The following is a 16,650-nucleotide window of genomic DNA, read 5'->3' on the forward strand; positions in this document are numbered from 1 at the left end:
TTTCCGTCATCCGAGCCTCGGAGGCGCTGATTTTTTCCGTCATCCGAGCCTCGGAAGCACCGACTTCTTCCTTAATCAGCGTCGTCATCCGGGCCTCGGAGGCGCTGATGAGCTTCGCGATTGCCTGTAAGTCCTTTTCGTCCAGCATATGGCTCCCCTCCCTTATATCCGTTTTCCTTCACATTATAAAATAGGGGACAACAATTGTCAATCCTCTTCCGGTTCCCTGGGCCAGTCCCGGCGGGGCCCACTGCCGTGGGGGACGCTTCCCAGCGGGGCCCACTGCCGTGGGGGCCCAAAGGGGCCAGCCCCTTTGGAATCCCCGTCAGGGGGGGCACCCCCCTGAATCCCCCCGATGACGGGGGATTTTTTGGCAGGACTCCGGCCCCTATCTCTCTTTGGGCCAGTCCCGGCAGACCAGCTCGTCCAGGGAAAGGCCGTAGAAATCCGCCAGGGCGATGAGTGTGGACATTTGCGGCTCCCGCTGCCCGCGTTCATACGTCTGATAGGTGCGCCAGTTGGTGCCGATGAATGGGGCAAGCTCCTTCTGCTTCAACCCCCGGCTTTTGCGCAGTTGAAAAAGATGGTCCGAAAATGTCATGTCTTCCCTTTCCCCTCTTGACAGACACGTATGTGTCTGCTATAATCTAATCATAGAGACATATTTGTGTTCCTGTCGGGAGGTGTGAACATGGACGAATATCTTAAATGTCTATATTGTTATATCATCGACAGACACAGGGCAGATACCCTCTTACATTCATTGGAATATCAGGTCCGCAGCCAATCCGCATTCATGGCCTGGGAGCGTCTGGAAGACGAGCTTTCCCAGGCGCAGCTGACCGCCGTAGACGAATATATGTCCGAATACGCCCAGCTCTCCGGCCTGGAAAAGGACTGGATTTTCCAGGAGGGCGTCGCCCTGGGCAGGTGGCTGGCCCAGTCCTAGAGCGGTTCGCCGTACAGGGCCCAGGTGTTGCTCCCCGTAATCCGCACCTCCAGGAACTGCCCGATCAGGGACCTGTCCCCCCTGAGCCGGACCAGCCGGTTCCCCTCGGTGCGGGAGGACAGGGGGTAGTCCGGGTCGCCGCTCTCGCCGTCTGCCAGGACCCGGACGGCGCTTCCCACATAGGCGGCGTGAAGGGCGGCGGACCGGGCATTCTGGACCTCCAGCAGCCGGTCGAACCACTTCTGTTTTTCCTCCCGGGACGCGGGATCCGGCAGCTCCGCCGCCCTGGTGCCGGGGCGGGGGCTGTAGATAAAGGTAAACAGGGCGTCAAACCCCACCTCCTCCACCAGGGAAACCGTGTCCATGGCCTCGGCCCCGGTCTCGCCGGGGAAGCCGATGATGACGTCGCTGGTCAGCACCAGACCCGGCATGGCCTCTCTGGCATAACGGATGAGGTCCAGGTACTTCTCCCGGGTGTAGCGGCGGTTCATCTCCTGCAAAACCCGGTTGTTTCCCGACTGGAAGGGCAGGTGAAGCTGCCGGGCCACGTGGCGGCTGGCTGCCATGACGTCGAAGAGCCGGGGGGTGGCGTCCTTGGGGTGGCTGGACATGAAGCGGACCCAGTAGTCCCCGGGAATCCGGTCGATGTCCGCCAGCAGGTCGGGGAAATGGTAGTCCGCGTCCAGGTCGTTTCCATAGGAGTTGACATTCTGGCCCAGCAGGGTGATGTCCTTATACCCGGCTTCCACCAGCTGCCGGACCTCCTCCAGGACGGCGGCGGGCTCCCGGCTCCGCTCCCGGCCCCGGACATAGGGCACGATGCAGTAGGAGCAGAAATTGTTGCAGCCGTACATGATGGAGACCCAGGCCTTCACCCCCCGCTCCCGGACCACGGGAATGCCCTCGGCAATGGTCCCGTGCTCGTCGGCGACGGAGAACACCCGTTTTTTCGTCTCGTAGACCTGCCAGAGAAGCTCGGGAAATTTCCACAGGGCCTGAGGGCCGAAAACCAGGTCCACGTGGCGGTAGGACTCCTTCACCCGCTTGGCCGTCCGTTCCTCCTGGGCCATGCAGCCGCAGAGGACAATCACCTGCTCCGGGTTCTCCCTCTTGGAGTGGGTCAGGGCCCCCAGGTTGCCGAATACCCGCTGCTCCGCATGCTCCCGGATGGCGCAGGTGTTCAGGACCACGAGGTCCGCCTCCCGGGGCTCCCCGGTAAAGGCGAAGCCGCAGGCCTCCAGCATCCCCATGAGCCTCTGCCCGTCGGCCACATTCTGCTGGCAGCCAAAGGTCTCCAGGCAGGCCAGGGGGTGGGCCTGACGGGCGGCGAACTGATCTTTGATTTTTGTCTGAAAGTCCCGCTGCCGGTTCAGTTCCTCCTCCGGGACTAAAATATCCTTACGTTCCAAATCGCTTCCTCCGATTTCGATACTTTTACAAATGCATCATAGCACAAAGCACCGGGATGCACAAGGGGCCTTTCAACATTTTCAGACCCACAAAAACAAGGGCAGGGAGCGGGCTTTGACCCGTCCCTGCTCTTGCTGTTCACTCGTTCATTTCCAGCAGAGCGGCCTTGGCCGCCTTTTGGGCCTCCTCCGCCGCGGCCTCCTCCGGGGTCCTGGTTTTCAGCAGGGCGGAGAGCCGCACGCCGGGAAAGGCCGGACCCCAGCCGGGATGACGCTCCTTCTGAATGGCGGTCAGGCCGGAGCCCTGGGGCAGAGGGATGTTCCAGTTCTGCATCATGGTCTCCGTATTCCGGACCAGCTCCAGGACCTTCCGTTCGTTCCCGCCGGCAGCGGCCCAGGAGAAGGCGGCGGACTGATACACGGCGGTGAGCAGAGGGGCCAGGACGCACAGCCGCCAGCCCGCCGCCGCGTACAGGTCCCGCATGGGCTGGAAGCGCTCTTCGGGCAGTCCCTCCTCCGCCTCCCACACGGCCAGCAGGGCGTCGGAGCAACCCTGGGCCGTCAGCTCCTCATAGCTCTCATAGGGCAGTACGTTCTCCGGCAGCAGGCAGCAGACCTCAAACAGGCGGCGATGCTGGCTCTCCGGGGCCTCGGTCAGGGCCCACAGCCTTTGCAGCACCCATTCCCAGTCCGCCGCCTCCAGCCCGAACCGGGCCAGGGCGTTTTCCAGGCACAGCACCAGATAGGCCGTCCGGCCCCGGCCTGAGACCTGGGTCAGCAGATGTTCCTTCTCCGCCTTTTTCCGCTCCCGCTCCTCCCTGGGCAGCCTCGCCCACCGGACCGCCTTTCCCAGCCGCCAGAGCAGGAAAACCAGAAGCGCCCCGCCGGCGGCGGCGGCCGCCAGGCCGATGCCGAAGCGGAACCACCACCACAGCCACTGGGGCGTCGTTTGCTGCATATCAATCATCAAATATTCCTCCTCGCATGCTGCCCAGCCGGCGGAGCTGGGCCTGAAATTCCTCCGGCAGGGGGCAGGCCAGCTCCACCGCCTCCCCCGTCCGGGGGTGGACAAAGCGGAGCCCCGCCGCGTGGAGGCACTGCCCGGCAAGGCCGGGAACCGGCTTTTTCAGTCCATACACCGTGTCGCCTAAAATGGGGTGGCCGGTGTGGCTGAGGTGGACCCGAATCTGATGGGTCCGGCCCGTCTCCAGCCGGCAGCGGAGCAGGGCGCAGGTGCTGTTCCGGACGCCGCCGGGGCCGGGACAGGCAGAAAAGCGCTCCAGCACCTCCCAGTGGGTGACGGCGGGGCGGCCATTGGGGACCACCGCCATTTTCTTCCGGTCCGTTGGGTGCCGCCCGATGGGGGCGTCCACGGTTCCGGCGTCCTCCCGGAAGCGGCCCAGGGCGATGCACGCATAGGTCCGGGCCAGGCTGTGGTCCTGGAGCTGGGCAGAGAGAGCCTGGTGGGCGAAGTCGTTTTTGGCGGCGATGATGAGGCCGGAGGTGTCCCGGTCGATGCGGTGGACGATGCCGGGGCGCAACGCGCCCCCCACGCCGGAGAGGGTGCCGCCGCAGTGGTGCAGCAGGGCGTTGACCAGGGTGCCGTCCGGGTGGCCGGGGGCGGGGTGGACCACCAGCCCCTTGGGCTTGTTCACCACGATCACGTCGCCGTCCTCATAGACAATGTCCAGGGGAATGTTTTGGGGCAGGGCCTCGATGGGCTCCGGGGGCCGCAGGGAGACGGCAACGGTCTCCCGGCCCGTCAGGCGGGTGTTCTTGGCCAGGGGCCGGCCCTGGCAGAGGACCCGGCCCTCCTCCAGCAGCCGCGCCGCGGCGGAGCGGGTGAGGCCCTCGGCCCGGGCCGCCAGCCAGACGTCCGCCCGCATGCCCGCGTCGGCCTCAACGGCTTGAAGAATCAGGGGTTCCGTCGCCGCCACCTCCTTTTTTGTCCCGGGTCTCGTAGAGAAAGAGGTAGTAAATCAGGCCCAGCACACAGCCGATGTTGATGCAGATGTCCGCCACGTTGAACACGGGGAAATCCATGAACTGGAGGCTGAACATATCCACCACATAGCCCAGGCGGAAGCGGTCCAGAATGTTCCCCAGGCCCCCGGAGACAATCAGGCAGCAGCCCAGCACGCCCAGGGGATGGCGCACAATCCGCCGCGCCAGCAGAAACAGAATCGCCAGCACAATGGCGCCGGTCACCGTCAGCAGCATCCACCGCATCCCGGAGAAGGAGGACCAGGCCGCGCCGTAGTTGTGGACGGTCCGCAGCTCCATCAGCCCCGGCAGGAAGGGACGGGCCTCTCCCAGGGGGATGTGCAGGGACACCCAGCGCTTTACCCACTGGTCCAGTCCCAGCAGCGCCCCGGCCAGCAGGGCTGAGCACACATACGCCATGTTCCGCGCCTCCTTCGGTTTCATCTCTCTTCCGAACCGCCCCGCTTTGGGTCAGACGCGGCTGAAGCAATCCGCCGCGTCCGGTTCGGCTGTGCCGACTATACCACATTTTTTCCGGAAATCCAAGTCCTTTTCTCTCCGGGCCGGGCTCTCCGCCTTAAAATTCCGCTCCGGCGGCGGGAATAGCGGGGAAGAAAAGCCGGGAAAAGCAGGGAAAAAGCCGGGAAGCCTCTTGCGTTTTGCGGGGAAAGAGGATATAATAGGGCCTGGTTCGCCCAAACAGCGCTTTGCACCCCAATACGGCGCAGGGCACGTTATCAATAAGAGGAGGTATTTGCACTATGTCTACGAAATCCCATTACGCGAGAACCGACATCGGCCCCGGCAAGGTTGGCTTCTCCAAAACGCGCTCCATCATTGAGGCTCCCTTCTATGGCAACAATGTCATCAAGGTCAACTCCCTGCGGGAGGCCTATGACATGGCCAAGAACTCCCCCGGCACCGTGGTCACCGACATGCCCGTATACCGGGGCGAGGAATTCGGCCTGGAGCCCGACGCCAAGGTTCTGCTGTTCAACGACGGCTCCATCACCGGCCGCTATGCCGCCGCCCGCCGCATCACCGGAAAGCCCGGCGTGAACACCGCCGAGCTGGACAAGATTGTCATGGACGCCGTCTATGACACCCGGTGGAAAACCATGTACCACGCCGAGGTCTTCATCGGCCTGGACCCCGAGTTCATGGTCCGCGCCCACCTGCTGATTCCCGAGGGAGAGGAAAACCTCCTCTATAACTGGATGCTGAACTTCCAGTACCAGTCTGACGAGTATGTCAAGATGTATAAAAAGTCCCAGAGCGTGGGCGGCGGCAAGGAAGCCGACATCTATATCTTCTCCGATCCCCAGTGGACCGGCGCTCCGGGCAGAGAGGACATCTGCGACCCCAAATGCCTGTGCTACTTCAACACCGACACCAACTGCGCCGCCATTCTGGGCATGCGCTACTTCGGCGAGCACAAAAAGGGCACCCTGACCCTGGCCTGGGCCATTGCCAACCGCAACGGCTACGCCTCCTGCCACGGCGGACAGAAGGAATACACCCTGGCCGACGGCAGCAAGTACGTGGCGGCGGTGTTCGGCCTGTCCGGCTCCGGCAAGTCCACCCTGACCCACGCCAAGCACGACGGCAAATACCCCTCCATCAAGGTTCTCCACGACGATGCCTTCATCATCAACTCCGACACCTGCGCCTCCATCGCCCTGGAACCCACCTATTTCGACAAGACCGCCGACTATCCCGTCCCCTCTGACGACAACAAGTATCTGCTCACCGCCCAGAACTGCTCCGCCACTCTGGACGACGAGGGCAAAATCGTCCTGGTCACCGAGGACGTCCGGAACGGCAACGGCCGGGCCATCAAGAGCAAGCTCTGGTCCCCCAACCGGGTGGACAAAATTGAGTCCCCCGTCAACGCCATTTTCTGGATTATGAAGGACCCCACCATTCCCCCCATTGTGAAGCTCAGCGGCGCGTCCCTGGCCTCCGTCATGGGCGCCACTCTGGCCACCAAGCGTTCTTCCGCCGAGCGGCTGAAGGAGGGCGTGGACCCCAACGCCCTGGTGGTGGAGCCCTATGCCAACCCCTTCCGCACCTATCCCCTGGTCAATGACTACGCCAAGTTCAAGAAACTGGTGGCGGAGAAAAACGTGGCCTGCTATATCATCAACACCGGTGACTTCATGGGCAAGAAGGTCCAGAAGGAGGACACCCTGGGCGTCCTGGAGGCCGTTGTGGAGGGCAAGGCCCAGTTCAAGAAGTGGGGCCCCTTCGAGGACATTGAAATCTTCGAGTGGGAGGGCTTCGTGCCCGACCTGAGCGACAAGGAGTATGTCGCCCAGCTGAAGGCCCGGATGCAGGACCGGCTGAACTATGTCACCAAGCTGGACACCGAGGAAGGCGGCTTCAACAAGCTGCCCGAGGACGCCGCCGCGGCCATCAAGAAGGTCGTGGACGAGGCCAACACCCTGTAACCGGCTGGCAAGCGCTTTCAAGGAAGCGGGCAGGCTGGCGCCTGTCCGCTTCCTTTCCCTTCATTAGGAATGAGGAATTCACCGGCATCAGGAAAATTCCTCATTCCTCATTTCTCATTCCTAATCGCATCTCCACTCTCCACTCTCTACTCTCGAAAGGAGGTATGGCATGGATTTTCTGCGCAGGCCCATTTGGCGGGTTCCCCTGGTGCTGGGGGCACTGGGACTGGTCTGCCGGTGTCTCACCTACGTCCTGGGCCTGACCTGGGGGCTCATCCAGCGGGCCCGGGGACCGGGGCCGGACGGAAGTATCGTCCTCACCACCGGGTATCTCTCGGTGATTATGGCTGTGATTTCCTTCCTGCTGTTCTGGTGGGCGGGCTGGCGGTTCCTCCGGGGAATGACCCGGCGGGAGCTCTTTTGGTCCGCCACCATCATGGTGCTGGTAAACGCCGCCCTGCTGGCGGCGGAGCAGATCAGCCAGCACGTATTCGGAACCTACAGCATGACCGTCTACCGTCTGTATGCCCTGGCGGAGGGGAAGGGCTGGGTGGATCAGATTTTCTTCCGGCTCACCGGAGAGGTATCCGTTTCGACGGTCCTTCCCGGCATCTTCGCGCCGTACCTCTATTATCTGATCTTCGGGCGGAAGGCTCGGGACTGAACCATGTCCGCAGCGACAGTCGTTTCAAAATGGCTTCTTCGCGCCGTACCTTTATCTTATCTTCGGACAGAGGGACCCGGCCTGACCCCCTCCCAACGCGTCAAAGCCTTCAAAAGAGCCCCTTCGGGGGCTCTTTTTTGTGCCCTCTCCGCCGGGGAAACCGCCGTTCCCTGCGAAATGCACAAAAAGTAATACCTCTTTCTCCCGAAAAGTCTACGCCCTAAAGAAGCCGGAATGATTGACGGATGAGGAAAAACCCATCATAATAATGAAAAATGGCAAATCAGGGCCTTTGGGCTCCAGGAAGCAGGCCCCGGCGGTTCGTCGGGGATATTTTAGGGGAGGCGTTTATGAAAAAAGGCTATTTGGTGCTGGCGGACGGGCAGGTCTTCCAGGGGCTCCGTTTCGGCGCGGAGGGGAACACCATCGGGGAACTGGTGTTTACCACAGGCATGTGCGGCTATGTGGAGACCCTGACGGACCCCAGCTATGCGGGGCAGATTGTCATGCAGACCTATCCCCTCATCGGCAACTACGGCGTCATCCCCCAGGATTTCGAGGGAGGCTGTCATGTCAGCGGCTACGTGGTCCGGGAGTGGTGCGGCGCGCCCTCCAATTTCCGCTGCGGCGGCAATCTGGACGCCTTTTTAAAGGAACAGGGCGTTCCCGGCCTCTGTGGAGTGGACACCCGGCAGCTCACCCGGATCATCCGGGAATCCGGCGTCATGAACGCCTGTATCTGTGATGAAGTCCCGGCGGACCTCACGGCCCTGAAAACCTACGCCGTCACCGGCGTGGTGGAGGCCGTCACCTGCAAAGCTCCCTCTGTCTGGGAGGCGGAGGGCGAGACCCGTTTCCGGGTGGCTCTGCTGGATTACGGCGCGAAACACAACATTATTCAGGAGCTCCGGAAGCGGGGCTGCGCGGTGACGGTTTTCCCCGCCGGCGTTCCGGCGGAAACCCTGCTGGGCTCCGGAGCGGACGGCGTCATGCTCTCCAACGGCCCCGGGGACCCGGCGGAAAACGTCCATCAGATTCAGCAGATTCAAAAGCTCCTGGGGAAGGTGCCCCTCTTCGGCATCTGCCTGGGCCACCAGCTCACCGCCCTGGCGGCGGGAGGGGCCACCTATAAGCTGAAATACGGCCACCGGGGCGTGAACCAGCCCGTCCGGGATTTAAACGGCGTCCGGACCTACATCACCAGCCAGAACCACGGCTACGCCGTGGACGGGGACTCTGTAAAACAGGGCCGGGTCTCCTTCGCCAACGCCAACGACGGCACCTGTGAAGGCATCGACTACCCGGATCTCCGGGCCTTTACCGTCCAGTTCCACCCGGAGGCCCGGGGCGGCCCCCAGGACACCGCGTTTCTCTTTGACCGCTTTGTGAACCTGATGAAGGGAGGGGATCTGTAATGCCTCTGGATACGTCCATCAAAAAAGTCCTGGTCCTGGGCTCCGGCCCCATTGTGATTGGACAGGCCGCCGAGTTCGACTACGCCGGGGCCCAGGCCTGCCGGGTCCTGAAGGAGGCGGGGGTCAACGTGGTCCTCTGCAACTCCAACCCCGCCACCATCATGACGGACCAGGCCATGGCCGACGAGATTTATCTGGAGCCCCTGACGCCGGAAACCGTCAAGCGCATCATCCTCAAGGAAAAGCCCGATTCCATCCTGGCGGGCCTGGGGGGCCAGACCGGCCTGACCCTGGCTATGCAGCTGGATAAGGAGGGCTTTCTGGAGGCCCAGGGCGTCCGCCTCCTGGGCACCGACGCCGCCGCCATCTCCCGGGCCGAGGACCGGGAGCTCTTCAAGGAGGCCATGGAGGAGATTGGGCAGCCTGTCATCGCCTCGGACATTGCCGAAACCGTGGACGGGGCTCTGGCCGTGGCGGAGCGCATCGGCTATCCCGTTATCGTCCGTCCCGCCTTCACCCTGGGCGGCGCGGGCGGCGGCGCGGCCGGGGACGAATCGGAGCTGCGTGTCATCGCCCAGACCGGTCTGGACGCCTCGCCCATTACGCAGGTGCTGATTGAGAAGGCCATTTTCGGCTGGAAGGAAATCGAGTTTGAGACCATGCGGGACGGCGTGGGCAACGTCATCGCCGTCTGCTCCATGGAGAACCTGGACCCCGTGGGGGTCCACACCGGGGACTCCATCGTGGTGGCCCCCACCCAGACCCTGGCGGACCGGGAATTCCAGATGCTCCGCTCCGCCTCCCTGGACATCATCACCCACCTGGGCATCGTGGGCGGCTGCAACGTCCAGCTGGCCCTGAATCCGGACAGCTTCGAGTACGCCGTCATCGAGGTGAACCCCCGGGTCTCCCGGTCCTCGGCCCTGGCCTCCAAGGCCACCGGCTATCCCATCGCCAAGATTACGGCGAAAATCGCCCTGGGCTATACCCTGGACGAGATTAAAAACGACATCACAGGCAAGACCTGCGCCTGCTTCGAGCCCACCCTGGACTATATCGTGGTGAAGATGCCGAAATGGCCCTTCGACAAGTTTGCCGACGCCTCCCGGACCCTGGGGACCCAGATGAAGGCCACCGGTGAGGTGATGTCCATCGCCCCCGGCTTTGAAATGGCCCTGATGAAGGCCGTCCGGGGCGCGGAGATTGGAATGGACACCCTGAACCGGAAGCCCGACGGCGGGGCCCCTGTCCGGGAGCGGCTCCGCCGGGTGGACGATCACCGGATTTTCACGGTCTTTGAGGCATTGAAGGCCGGGGTCTCCGCCGATGAAATTTTTGAGATTACCAAAATTGACCGCTGGTTCCTCTCCAAGCTCGGGAACCTGGCGGACTTCGAGGCGTCCCTTGCCGGAGGCCTGACGGCGGAGCGCTATGAGGAGGGCAAGCGCCTGGGCTACACCGATCAGGCCCTGCTCCGCCTCTCCGGGGCGGAGGGCCTGCCGGGGGAGGCCGGGACAGCCGTTTATAAAATGGTGGACACCTGCGGCGCCGAGTTCGACGCGGAAACCCCCTATTTCTATTCCAGCTTCGACCGCTTCTGTGAGTCCCGGGCCTTCCCCCGGTCGGGGCGGCCCGTCATCATGGTTCTGGGCTCCGGGCCCATCCGGATTGGTCAGGGCATCGAGTTCGACTATTCCTCGGTTCACTGCGTCTGGACCCTGAAAGAGCTGGGCTATGACGTGGTGATTGTCAACAACAACCCGGAGACCGTCTCCACGGACTACGACACCGCCGACCGCCTGTATTTCGAGCCCCTCTGCCCCGAGGACGTCATGCACATCATTGCCGTGGAGAAGCCCGTGGGCGTGGTGGTGGCCTTCGGCGGACAGACGGCCATCAAGCTCACCCAGTATCTGGACAGCCGCGGCATCCCCATTCTGGGCACCAGCGCCGAGTCCATCGACATGGCCGAGGACCGGGAGCGCTTCGACGCGCTGCTGGAGCGCTTCCACATCAAGCGGCCCCAGGGCCGGGGAGTCCTGGGCATGGAGGAAGCCCTGGCCGCCGCCAACGACCTGGGGTATCCCGTGCTGCTGCGGCCTAGCTACGTCATCGGCGGGCAGAACATGGTCATTGCCCACAACGACGAGGATGTGCGGACCTATATGAACGTCATCCTCTCCGGGAAAGTGGAAAACCCCGTGCTGGTGGACCAGTACCTTATGGGCAAGGAGCTGGAGGTGGACGTGATTTCCGACGGCGTGGACGTTCTGATTCCCGGCGTCATGCAGCACATCGAGCGCACCGGCGTCCACTCCGGGGACTCCATCGCCGTCTATCCCCCCTTCTCCATCGGGGACCGGACGCTGAAAACCATCGTCGACTGCTCCGAGAAGCTGGCCCTGTCTCTGGGCACCAGGGGCCTCATCAATATTCAGTACCTGATTTATCAGGGAGAGCTCTATGTCATCGAGGTGAACCCCCGGGCCAGCCGGACGGTGCCCTACATCTCCAAGGTCACCGGGGTGCCCATGGTGGACCTGGCCACCCGGGTTATGATCGGCCAGCCCCTGAAATCCCTGGGCTACGGCACCGGCCTCTACCGCCAGCCCCCCTATGTGGCGGTGAAGGTGCCTGTGTTCTCCTTCGAGAAAATCACCGACGCCAACGCGGCCCTGTCTCCGGAAATGAAGTCCACCGGCGAGGTGCTGGGTCTGGGGAAGAACATGCAGGAAGCCCTGTTCAAGGGCCTGGTCTCCGCCGGGTACAAGGTGGAGAGCGAGGAAAAGAAGGGCGTTCTGATTTCAGTCAACCGCCGGGATCAGCCGGAGATCATCGACACTGCCCGGAAGCTGGACGAATTGGGCTTCCAGCTCTACGCCACCGACGGCACCGCCCACGAGATTGAGCGGCTGGGCACCAGCGTGGAAATCGTGGGGAAGCTGGGCCGGGACAACCGGGTGTTCCAGCTGCTGGAGGACGGAAAAATTGATTACGTGATTCTCACCGGCTCCACGGAACCGGAATACATCCGGGACTTCATCCACCTGAACCACCGCTGCGTTCAGCTGGGCATCCCCTGCCTCACGTCCCTGGACACCGCCGGGGCCCTGGCGGACATTCTGGAATCCCGGTATAACCAGGGCAACACGGAGCTGGTGGACATCTGCCACCTGCGGACCCACCGGGAGACGCTGCGCTTCACCAAAATGCAGACCTGCGGCAACGATTACATCTTCCTGGAGAACTTCCACGGGGAGATCACCTGCCCCGAATCCCTGTGTGTGGCCTTCTGCCACCGGCACTACGGCGTGGGGGCCGACGGCATTATCCTCATGGAGCACTCCGATGTGGCCGACGCGAAAATGCGCATGTTCAACGCCGACGGCAGCGAGGGGAAAATGGCGGGCAACGCCCTGCGGTGCATGGGCAAGTATCTCTATGACACCGGCCTCGTCTCCAAGGAACGGCTGAGCATTGAGACCGGCAGCGGCCTGCGGACCCTGACGCTGTACACCACCAACGGCAAAGTCACCTCCGCCTGCGTGGACATGGGCCGGGCCACCCTGGACACCGCCGCCCTGAAATTCACCATTTCGGAGAAAACCGTGGTGGATTACCCCGTCCGCATCGCCGGCCGGCCCTACCGCATCACCTGCGTGGACGTGGGCAACCCCCACTGCGTGGTCTTCTGCGACCGGGTGGACGCCGTGGACATCGACTTCATCGGCCCCCGGTTCGAGCACGCCCCCTATTTCCCGGAGCGCATCAATACGGAGTTCATCCGGGTCGTGAACCCCAGCACCATCAAAATGCGGGTCTGGGAGCGGGGCAGCGGGGAGACCATGGCCTGCGGCACCGGGGCCTGCGCCGCCGCGGCAGCCGCCATTGCCAACGGCTTCTGTCAGAAGGACACGGACATTACCGTCCGGGTGAAGGGCGGGGAGCTGGTGGTCCATTACACCGATGAGGGAGTCACCCTGACGGGAGACGCCAAGCTGGTGTATACGGGAGAGATTGAATATTGAGGCGGCATCGGGCCGCCGAGGGCGGCGGCCCCTACCTGTTATCCGCAGGGGTCGGCCCGTTTGCCGGAAACCCTGATGTACACAATCAAAAGGACCGTCCTCACGGGCGGTCCTTCCTGCTTTACGCTCCGGAGGAAAAAAGGTACTGGATGCCCATAATTTTAATCAGAAACTGAATGCCCCCCGGCGTCTCGCCGTAGGTCTTGATATTTCCGACATTAACAACATCCCAGTTTTCCTCAATAAAGGCGGAAGCCGTCTGTCCGGCGCCGGTATCCTCCGCTGTCATCACGCGGCTGTGGAATGTTCCGTTTTCATCCGTCCAGGTCCATTCCACTTCTTCCAGGTTCTCCACCAGCGCCAGCAGCAGCGTCACATACACGTCCGGCGACGGGTCCCGGCTGCCGGTGTAGTTCAGCGTCAGCCGGTAAGGCCGGGAGGAGGTTTGCAGCGCCATGGTGTACTCACCGCTGTGATAGCGAAGGTCCAGCACCTCCAAAAGATTCCCAAGGGCGGGGGCATCTCCCATATAGGGTACTCGAGCCTCGTACAGCTCCAGGGCCTTTCGGGAAATTTCCCGTCCATCCTGAAAGATCAGCCGTCCTGAACGCCCTCCCAGCCAGATTTCCTCAACGTCCCGGGGAACGGAAACCACCGCGCTTCCTTCGGGAAACAGCGGAGATACCAGCACTCTTCTGGCGTAGATACAGGCGATTCCGTCCTCCACTTCAACCTTCCAGCTGTGATAGGCGTCGGCCGAAGCATTGGATTCAATCGTTACCTTATAGCAGCCCTTTGCCGGGTCGATATTCAGCACTTCCACGGACTGTTCCTGGAGAGGTGTGCCGATAATGAATACTTTCAGTACCAGCGCCAGCAGCAGGACCGCCGCCGTGCATACCACTGCCAGGACCACCCGCTTGGCGCTCCGCTTTTTCACTTTCATGAGGAAATCCACCTCTTTCGCGGCCTCTGCCGTCTCCTCCGCCCCGGTTGGGGCGGTCATGGCCTCCTTGTTTGCCGTGCAGTCCGGACAGCCCTCCAGATGCCGCTCCACCGCCTCCCTGGATTCCTCCCCCAGAAGGTTTTCCACATAGCTGGGCAGCAGGTCCCGGACCACGCCGCAGGTCAAATCATTCTTCATCATACACGCCTCCATTCCGCAGTTTCTCCTTGCACCGGTAAAAGGTCACCCGGGCCCAGGTTTCCGTTCTGCCCACCACGTCCCCGATCTCCCGGAAGCTGAGGCCGCCGAAGGCCCGGAGATAGACCACTTCCCGGGCCGGCTCCGGCAGCTCGTGGACCAGCCGGAGGAGGTCCATCCTCCCCTCCCGCTCCAGAAGGCCCTCCTCCGCCGAGGGGCCGGGGACCTCCGGCAGGTCCTCCGTGGAAACGGGGGACTTCCGCTTCTGCTTCCGGAGGTGCTGGTACCAGAGGTGTTTTGCAATCTGGCAGAGCCAGACGGAGACCTTGCAGCTGCCGTCGAAGCGGTCCGCGGAGCGGACGGCCTGGTAAAAGGTTTCCTGGGTCAGCTCCTCCGCCAGGTGCTCGTCCCGGCACTGGGCCAGGAGAAATTTATAGACCGTCCGGGCGTGCTGGCGGTAAGCCTGTTCCATGTCCTCCATCTCCGTCCCTCCTCTCTCCGCCGGGAGCTCTTCCCGCCTCTTTGTCTATACATCCCCCCCGGGCCCCGTTTGTTACAGCGCCGGATAAAAAATTTGACTAAAAAAGTTTGACGGACCGGGATGAACCCGGCCCGTCAAGCGTTCGTCCTGATTGCTGTGAGACTGCGGTGCGGAAACGAAGCAAACATCCTCTGCCCGCGCCCCTTGTGATAGACGGAGGAAGCAAACATCCTCTGCCTGCACCTCTTGTGATAGACCGCGAAGCGGAAACAAAAGCTCTTTTGGTTACTTTTCTCTCGAGAAAAGTAACTCAGTCGTGGTGGTTGATTTCGTATTTGTTGATGACGTCCTCCAGCTGGTCCAGATAGGGGCTTTCGGTGCAGCTTCTGGACATGGCCTCGTTCTTGAACTTCTCCACGCCCAGGGTGCTGTCCCGCACGGGGCTGATGGTGCCCGCGCCGGCCACGCAGCCGCCGGGGCAGCCCATGCCCTCCAGCAGATAGCCGTTCCGCTTGCCGGCCTTGGCCATGGCCAGCATCTTCCGGCAGTTCTTCAGGCCGTCTCCGTACTCGATTTTGACCTCCCGGCTGGGATCGATGTGCTTGATGGCCTCCACCACGGCGGCGGCCACGCCTCCGCCCACGGCGAAGCCCCGGCCCATGCCGGTGCCCTCGTCCATTTCGTCCTCGGGATTGGCCTTGAGCTTGGAAAAGTCGATGTCCATGGCGTCGAAAATGCCCTGGAGCTCCTCAAATGTGAGCACGAAGTCCACATCGGAGCGGATGGTCCGGCGGTTGGCCTCCAGCTTCTTGGCGGAGCAGGGGCCCACAAAGACCACCCTGGCGTCCGGATGGTCCTTCTTCACCATACGGGCGGTGATGACCATGGGGGTCAGGGCCATGGAGATGTAATCGGCAAATTCGGGATAGAGCTTCTTGGCCATGACGCTCCAGGCGGGGCAGCAGCTGGTGCCCATCCAGGGCTGCTTCTCCGGAACCTCCTCCAGGAAGTCGTGGGCCTCCTGAATGGTGCACAGGTCCGCGCCGATGGCTACCTCTACCACGTCATAGAAGCCCAGCACATCCATGGCGGCCTTGACCTTGGCGGGAGTGGCGTCCTTGCCGAACTGGCCCACAAAGGCGGGGGCCACGCAGGCAATAACCTTTTCGTTGTTTTTAATGGCGCTGACCACCTGATAGATCTGGCTCTTGTCGGCAATGGCGCCGAAGGGGCAGTTCACCAGGCACATGCCGCAGGATACGCACTTGTCATAGTTGATCTTTGCCCGGCCCAGCTCGTCGGACTCAATGGCGTCCATGCCGCAGGCGGCGGCGCAGGGCCGCTCAATCTTGCTGATGGCCCGGTAGGGGCACTGATTATAGCATTTGCCGCATTTGATACATTTTTCCTGGTCAATGTGGCAGTGCTTGTCTTTGTCCATGTAAATGGCGTCTTTGGGGCAGACGTTCATGCAGGGGTGGGAAATGCAGCCCTGGCAGTTGTCGGTGATGCGGAGCTGCTTGGGGGGGCAGGCGTTGCAGGCAAAGGGGATGATGTTGACCAGGGGGTTCTCGAAGTGCTTCTTGGACTTCTCCGCCCACTGGAGATCCTCGCTGACGGGGGTGGTCTCTCCGGCATAGCGGATATTCAGACCCAGGGCCAGCCGGACCCGCTCCTGCACGATGGCGCGCTCCAGGAATACGTCATGACGGTGGCGGGCCACGTCGCCCTGGATCATTTTCAGGGGAATCTGATCCGCAAGACGGGGGTCGCCGCCTTCATAGGCCAGCTTCGCCACCTCTTTAAATACGGTACGGCGAATGTCGTCCACCGCGCTGTGTACACCTCTCATAGCTGTTTCCCTCCATATGTTCGGCCTGTGCCCGTCCGGCGGAAGCCGGGGACTCAGGCGTATTATTCGGACGGCGCCCGCCGCCCGGCTGTTGTGAAGCAGGCGTGATGGAGCCGGTTCCTCCGCCGCGGACGGCGGATGGGTTCCGTTCCTTCCGCGGTCATACCCAGTCCGGCTCGACTTTATTATAGCGGACGCTTCGCCACAATGCAAGAGGTTCTTGCTGCACGGAAATCAATTTTGCAAAATTGGATTCAAAGAGATAAAATAGGAAA

The 16,650-nt window shown here is 62.4% G+C and carries 13 protein-coding genes; 5 read left to right on the top strand and 8 right to left on the bottom strand.

The window, feature by feature from the left end; translation table 11 throughout:
* Window positions 1–388 precede the first annotated feature (388 nt).
* Window positions 389–601 carry a helix-turn-helix domain-containing protein gene (locus Q0063_RS12210; protein ID WP_297872255.1) on the bottom strand — a complete coding sequence of 71 codons (213 nt, stop codon included), beginning with the start codon at window positions 599–601 and terminating at the stop codon, window positions 389–391.
* A gap of 90 nt (window positions 602–691) precedes the next feature.
* Between Q0063_RS12210 and Q0063_RS12215 the strand changes: the two genes are divergently transcribed.
* Window positions 692–949: a hypothetical protein gene (locus Q0063_RS12215; RefSeq protein ID WP_297872256.1), complete on the top strand. Its 258-nt coding sequence runs from the start codon at window positions 692–694 to the stop codon at window positions 947–949.
* On the opposite strand, the gene miaB is transcribed toward Q0063_RS12215, so the two are convergent.
* From miaB to lspA, 4 genes are all read right to left on the bottom strand, one after another.
* A complete protein-coding gene (miaB, locus tag Q0063_RS12220) occupies window positions 946–2,358 on the bottom strand; it encodes a tRNA (N6-isopentenyl adenosine(37)-C2)-methylthiotransferase MiaB (protein ID WP_297872257.1) in 1,413 nt (470 codons plus the stop codon). The two genes, Q0063_RS12215 and miaB, sit on opposite strands and share 4 nt — an antisense overlap.
* 139 nt (window positions 2,359–2,497) lie before the next feature.
* Window positions 2,498–3,325 carry a hypothetical protein gene (locus Q0063_RS12225; protein WP_297872258.1) on the bottom strand — a complete coding sequence of 276 codons (828 nt, stop codon included), beginning with the start codon at window positions 3,323–3,325 and terminating at the stop codon, window positions 2,498–2,500.
* The gene (locus Q0063_RS12230; protein WP_297872267.1) at window positions 3,318–4,244 is read right to left on the bottom strand and encodes an RluA family pseudouridine synthase; all 927 of its coding nucleotides are present in this window, start codon (window positions 4,242–4,244) and stop codon (window positions 3,318–3,320) included. The genes Q0063_RS12225 and Q0063_RS12230 overlap by 8 nt, the downstream gene beginning before the upstream one ends.
* Window positions 4,245–4,257: 13 nt before the next feature.
* Window positions 4,258–4,761, bottom strand: a complete 504-nt coding sequence (lspA, locus tag Q0063_RS12235; protein ID WP_297872259.1) for a signal peptidase II — start codon at window positions 4,759–4,761, stop codon at window positions 4,258–4,260.
* Between the two features lie 341 nt (window positions 4,762–5,102).
* Here lspA and Q0063_RS12240 point away from each other — a divergent pair, with 341 nt between their 5' ends.
* From Q0063_RS12240 to carB, 4 genes are all read left to right on the top strand, one after another.
* Window positions 5,103–6,791, top strand: coding sequence for a phosphoenolpyruvate carboxykinase (ATP) (locus Q0063_RS12240; RefSeq protein WP_297872260.1), 1,689 nt, complete (start codon window positions 5,103–5,105; stop codon window positions 6,789–6,791).
* Between the two features lie 169 nt (window positions 6,792–6,960).
* Window positions 6,961–7,455 carry a hypothetical protein gene (locus Q0063_RS12245; RefSeq protein ID WP_297872261.1) on the top strand — a complete coding sequence of 165 codons (495 nt, stop codon included), beginning with the start codon at window positions 6,961–6,963 and terminating at the stop codon, window positions 7,453–7,455.
* Window positions 7,456–7,805: 350 nt separating this feature from the next.
* Window positions 7,806–8,870, top strand: coding sequence for a carbamoyl phosphate synthase small subunit (locus tag Q0063_RS12250; RefSeq protein WP_297872262.1), 1,065 nt, complete (start codon window positions 7,806–7,808; stop codon window positions 8,868–8,870).
* Window positions 8,870–12,898 carry a carbamoyl-phosphate synthase large subunit gene (carB, locus tag Q0063_RS12255; RefSeq protein ID WP_297872263.1) on the top strand — a complete coding sequence of 1,343 codons (4,029 nt, stop codon included), beginning with the start codon at window positions 8,870–8,872 and terminating at the stop codon, window positions 12,896–12,898. Before Q0063_RS12250 ends, carB begins: the two co-directional genes overlap by 1 nt.
* Before the next feature lie 121 nt (window positions 12,899–13,019).
* Here the strand turns inward: carB and Q0063_RS12260 are convergent, their stop codons facing one another.
* The 3 genes from Q0063_RS12260 to Q0063_RS12270 all read right to left on the bottom strand — a co-directional run bounded on the left by Q0063_RS12260 (window position 13,020) and on the right by Q0063_RS12270 (window position 16,375).
* Window positions 13,020–14,045 carry a DUF4825 domain-containing protein gene (locus Q0063_RS12260; protein ID WP_297872264.1) on the bottom strand — a complete coding sequence of 342 codons (1,026 nt, stop codon included), beginning with the start codon at window positions 14,043–14,045 and terminating at the stop codon, window positions 13,020–13,022.
* Entirely contained in the window at window positions 14,032–14,523 is a 492-nt protein-coding gene (locus Q0063_RS12265; RefSeq protein ID WP_297872265.1) for an RNA polymerase sigma factor, read from the bottom strand. The genes Q0063_RS12260 and Q0063_RS12265 overlap by 14 nt, the downstream gene beginning before the upstream one ends.
* A 310-nt stretch (window positions 14,524–14,833) precedes the next feature.
* Entirely contained in the window at window positions 14,834–16,375 is a 1,542-nt protein-coding gene (locus Q0063_RS12270) for a 4Fe-4S dicluster domain-containing protein (protein WP_297872266.1), read from the bottom strand.
* Window positions 16,376–16,650: the final 275 nt, after the last annotated feature.

Origin of the sequence: uncultured Oscillibacter sp. (assembly GCF_947654275.1) — a bacterium.
In the GTDB taxonomy this organism is placed as follows: Bacteria; Bacillota; Clostridia; order Oscillospirales; family Oscillospiraceae; genus Oscillibacter.

Excerpts from the sequence above, each read along its gene's own strand:
- Q0063_RS12210 (WP_297872255.1), bottom strand. The coding sequence starts at position 601 with ATGACATTTTCGGACCATCTTTTTCAACTGCGCAAAAGCCGGGGGTTG.
- Q0063_RS12215 (WP_297872256.1), top strand. The coding sequence starts at position 692 with ATGGACGAATATCTTAAATGTCTATATTGTTATATCATCGACAGACAC.
- Q0063_RS12225 (WP_297872258.1), bottom strand. The coding sequence starts at position 3,325 with ATGATTGATATGCAGCAAACGACGCCCCAGTGGCTGTGGTGGTGGTTC.
- Q0063_RS12230 (WP_297872267.1), bottom strand. The coding sequence starts at position 4,244 with ATGCGGGCGGACGTCTGGCTGGCGGCCCGGGCCGAGGGCCTCACCCGC.
- lspA (WP_297872259.1), bottom strand. The coding sequence starts at position 4,761 with ATGGCGTATGTGTGCTCAGCCCTGCTGGCCGGGGCGCTGCTGGGACTG.
- Q0063_RS12240 (WP_297872260.1), top strand. The coding sequence starts at position 5,103 with ATGTCTACGAAATCCCATTACGCGAGAACCGACATCGGCCCCGGCAAG.
- Q0063_RS12245 (WP_297872261.1), top strand. The coding sequence starts at position 6,961 with ATGGATTTTCTGCGCAGGCCCATTTGGCGGGTTCCCCTGGTGCTGGGG.
- Q0063_RS12250 (WP_297872262.1), top strand. The coding sequence starts at position 7,806 with ATGAAAAAAGGCTATTTGGTGCTGGCGGACGGGCAGGTCTTCCAGGGG.
- carB (WP_297872263.1), top strand. The coding sequence starts at position 8,870 with ATGCCTCTGGATACGTCCATCAAAAAAGTCCTGGTCCTGGGCTCCGGC.
- Q0063_RS12260 (WP_297872264.1), bottom strand. The coding sequence starts at position 14,045 with ATGATGAAGAATGATTTGACCTGCGGCGTGGTCCGGGACCTGCTGCCC.
- Q0063_RS12265 (WP_297872265.1), bottom strand. The coding sequence starts at position 14,523 with ATGGAGGACATGGAACAGGCTTACCGCCAGCACGCCCGGACGGTCTAT.
- Q0063_RS12270 (WP_297872266.1), bottom strand. The coding sequence starts at position 16,375 with ATGAGAGGTGTACACAGCGCGGTGGACGACATTCGCCGTACCGTATTT.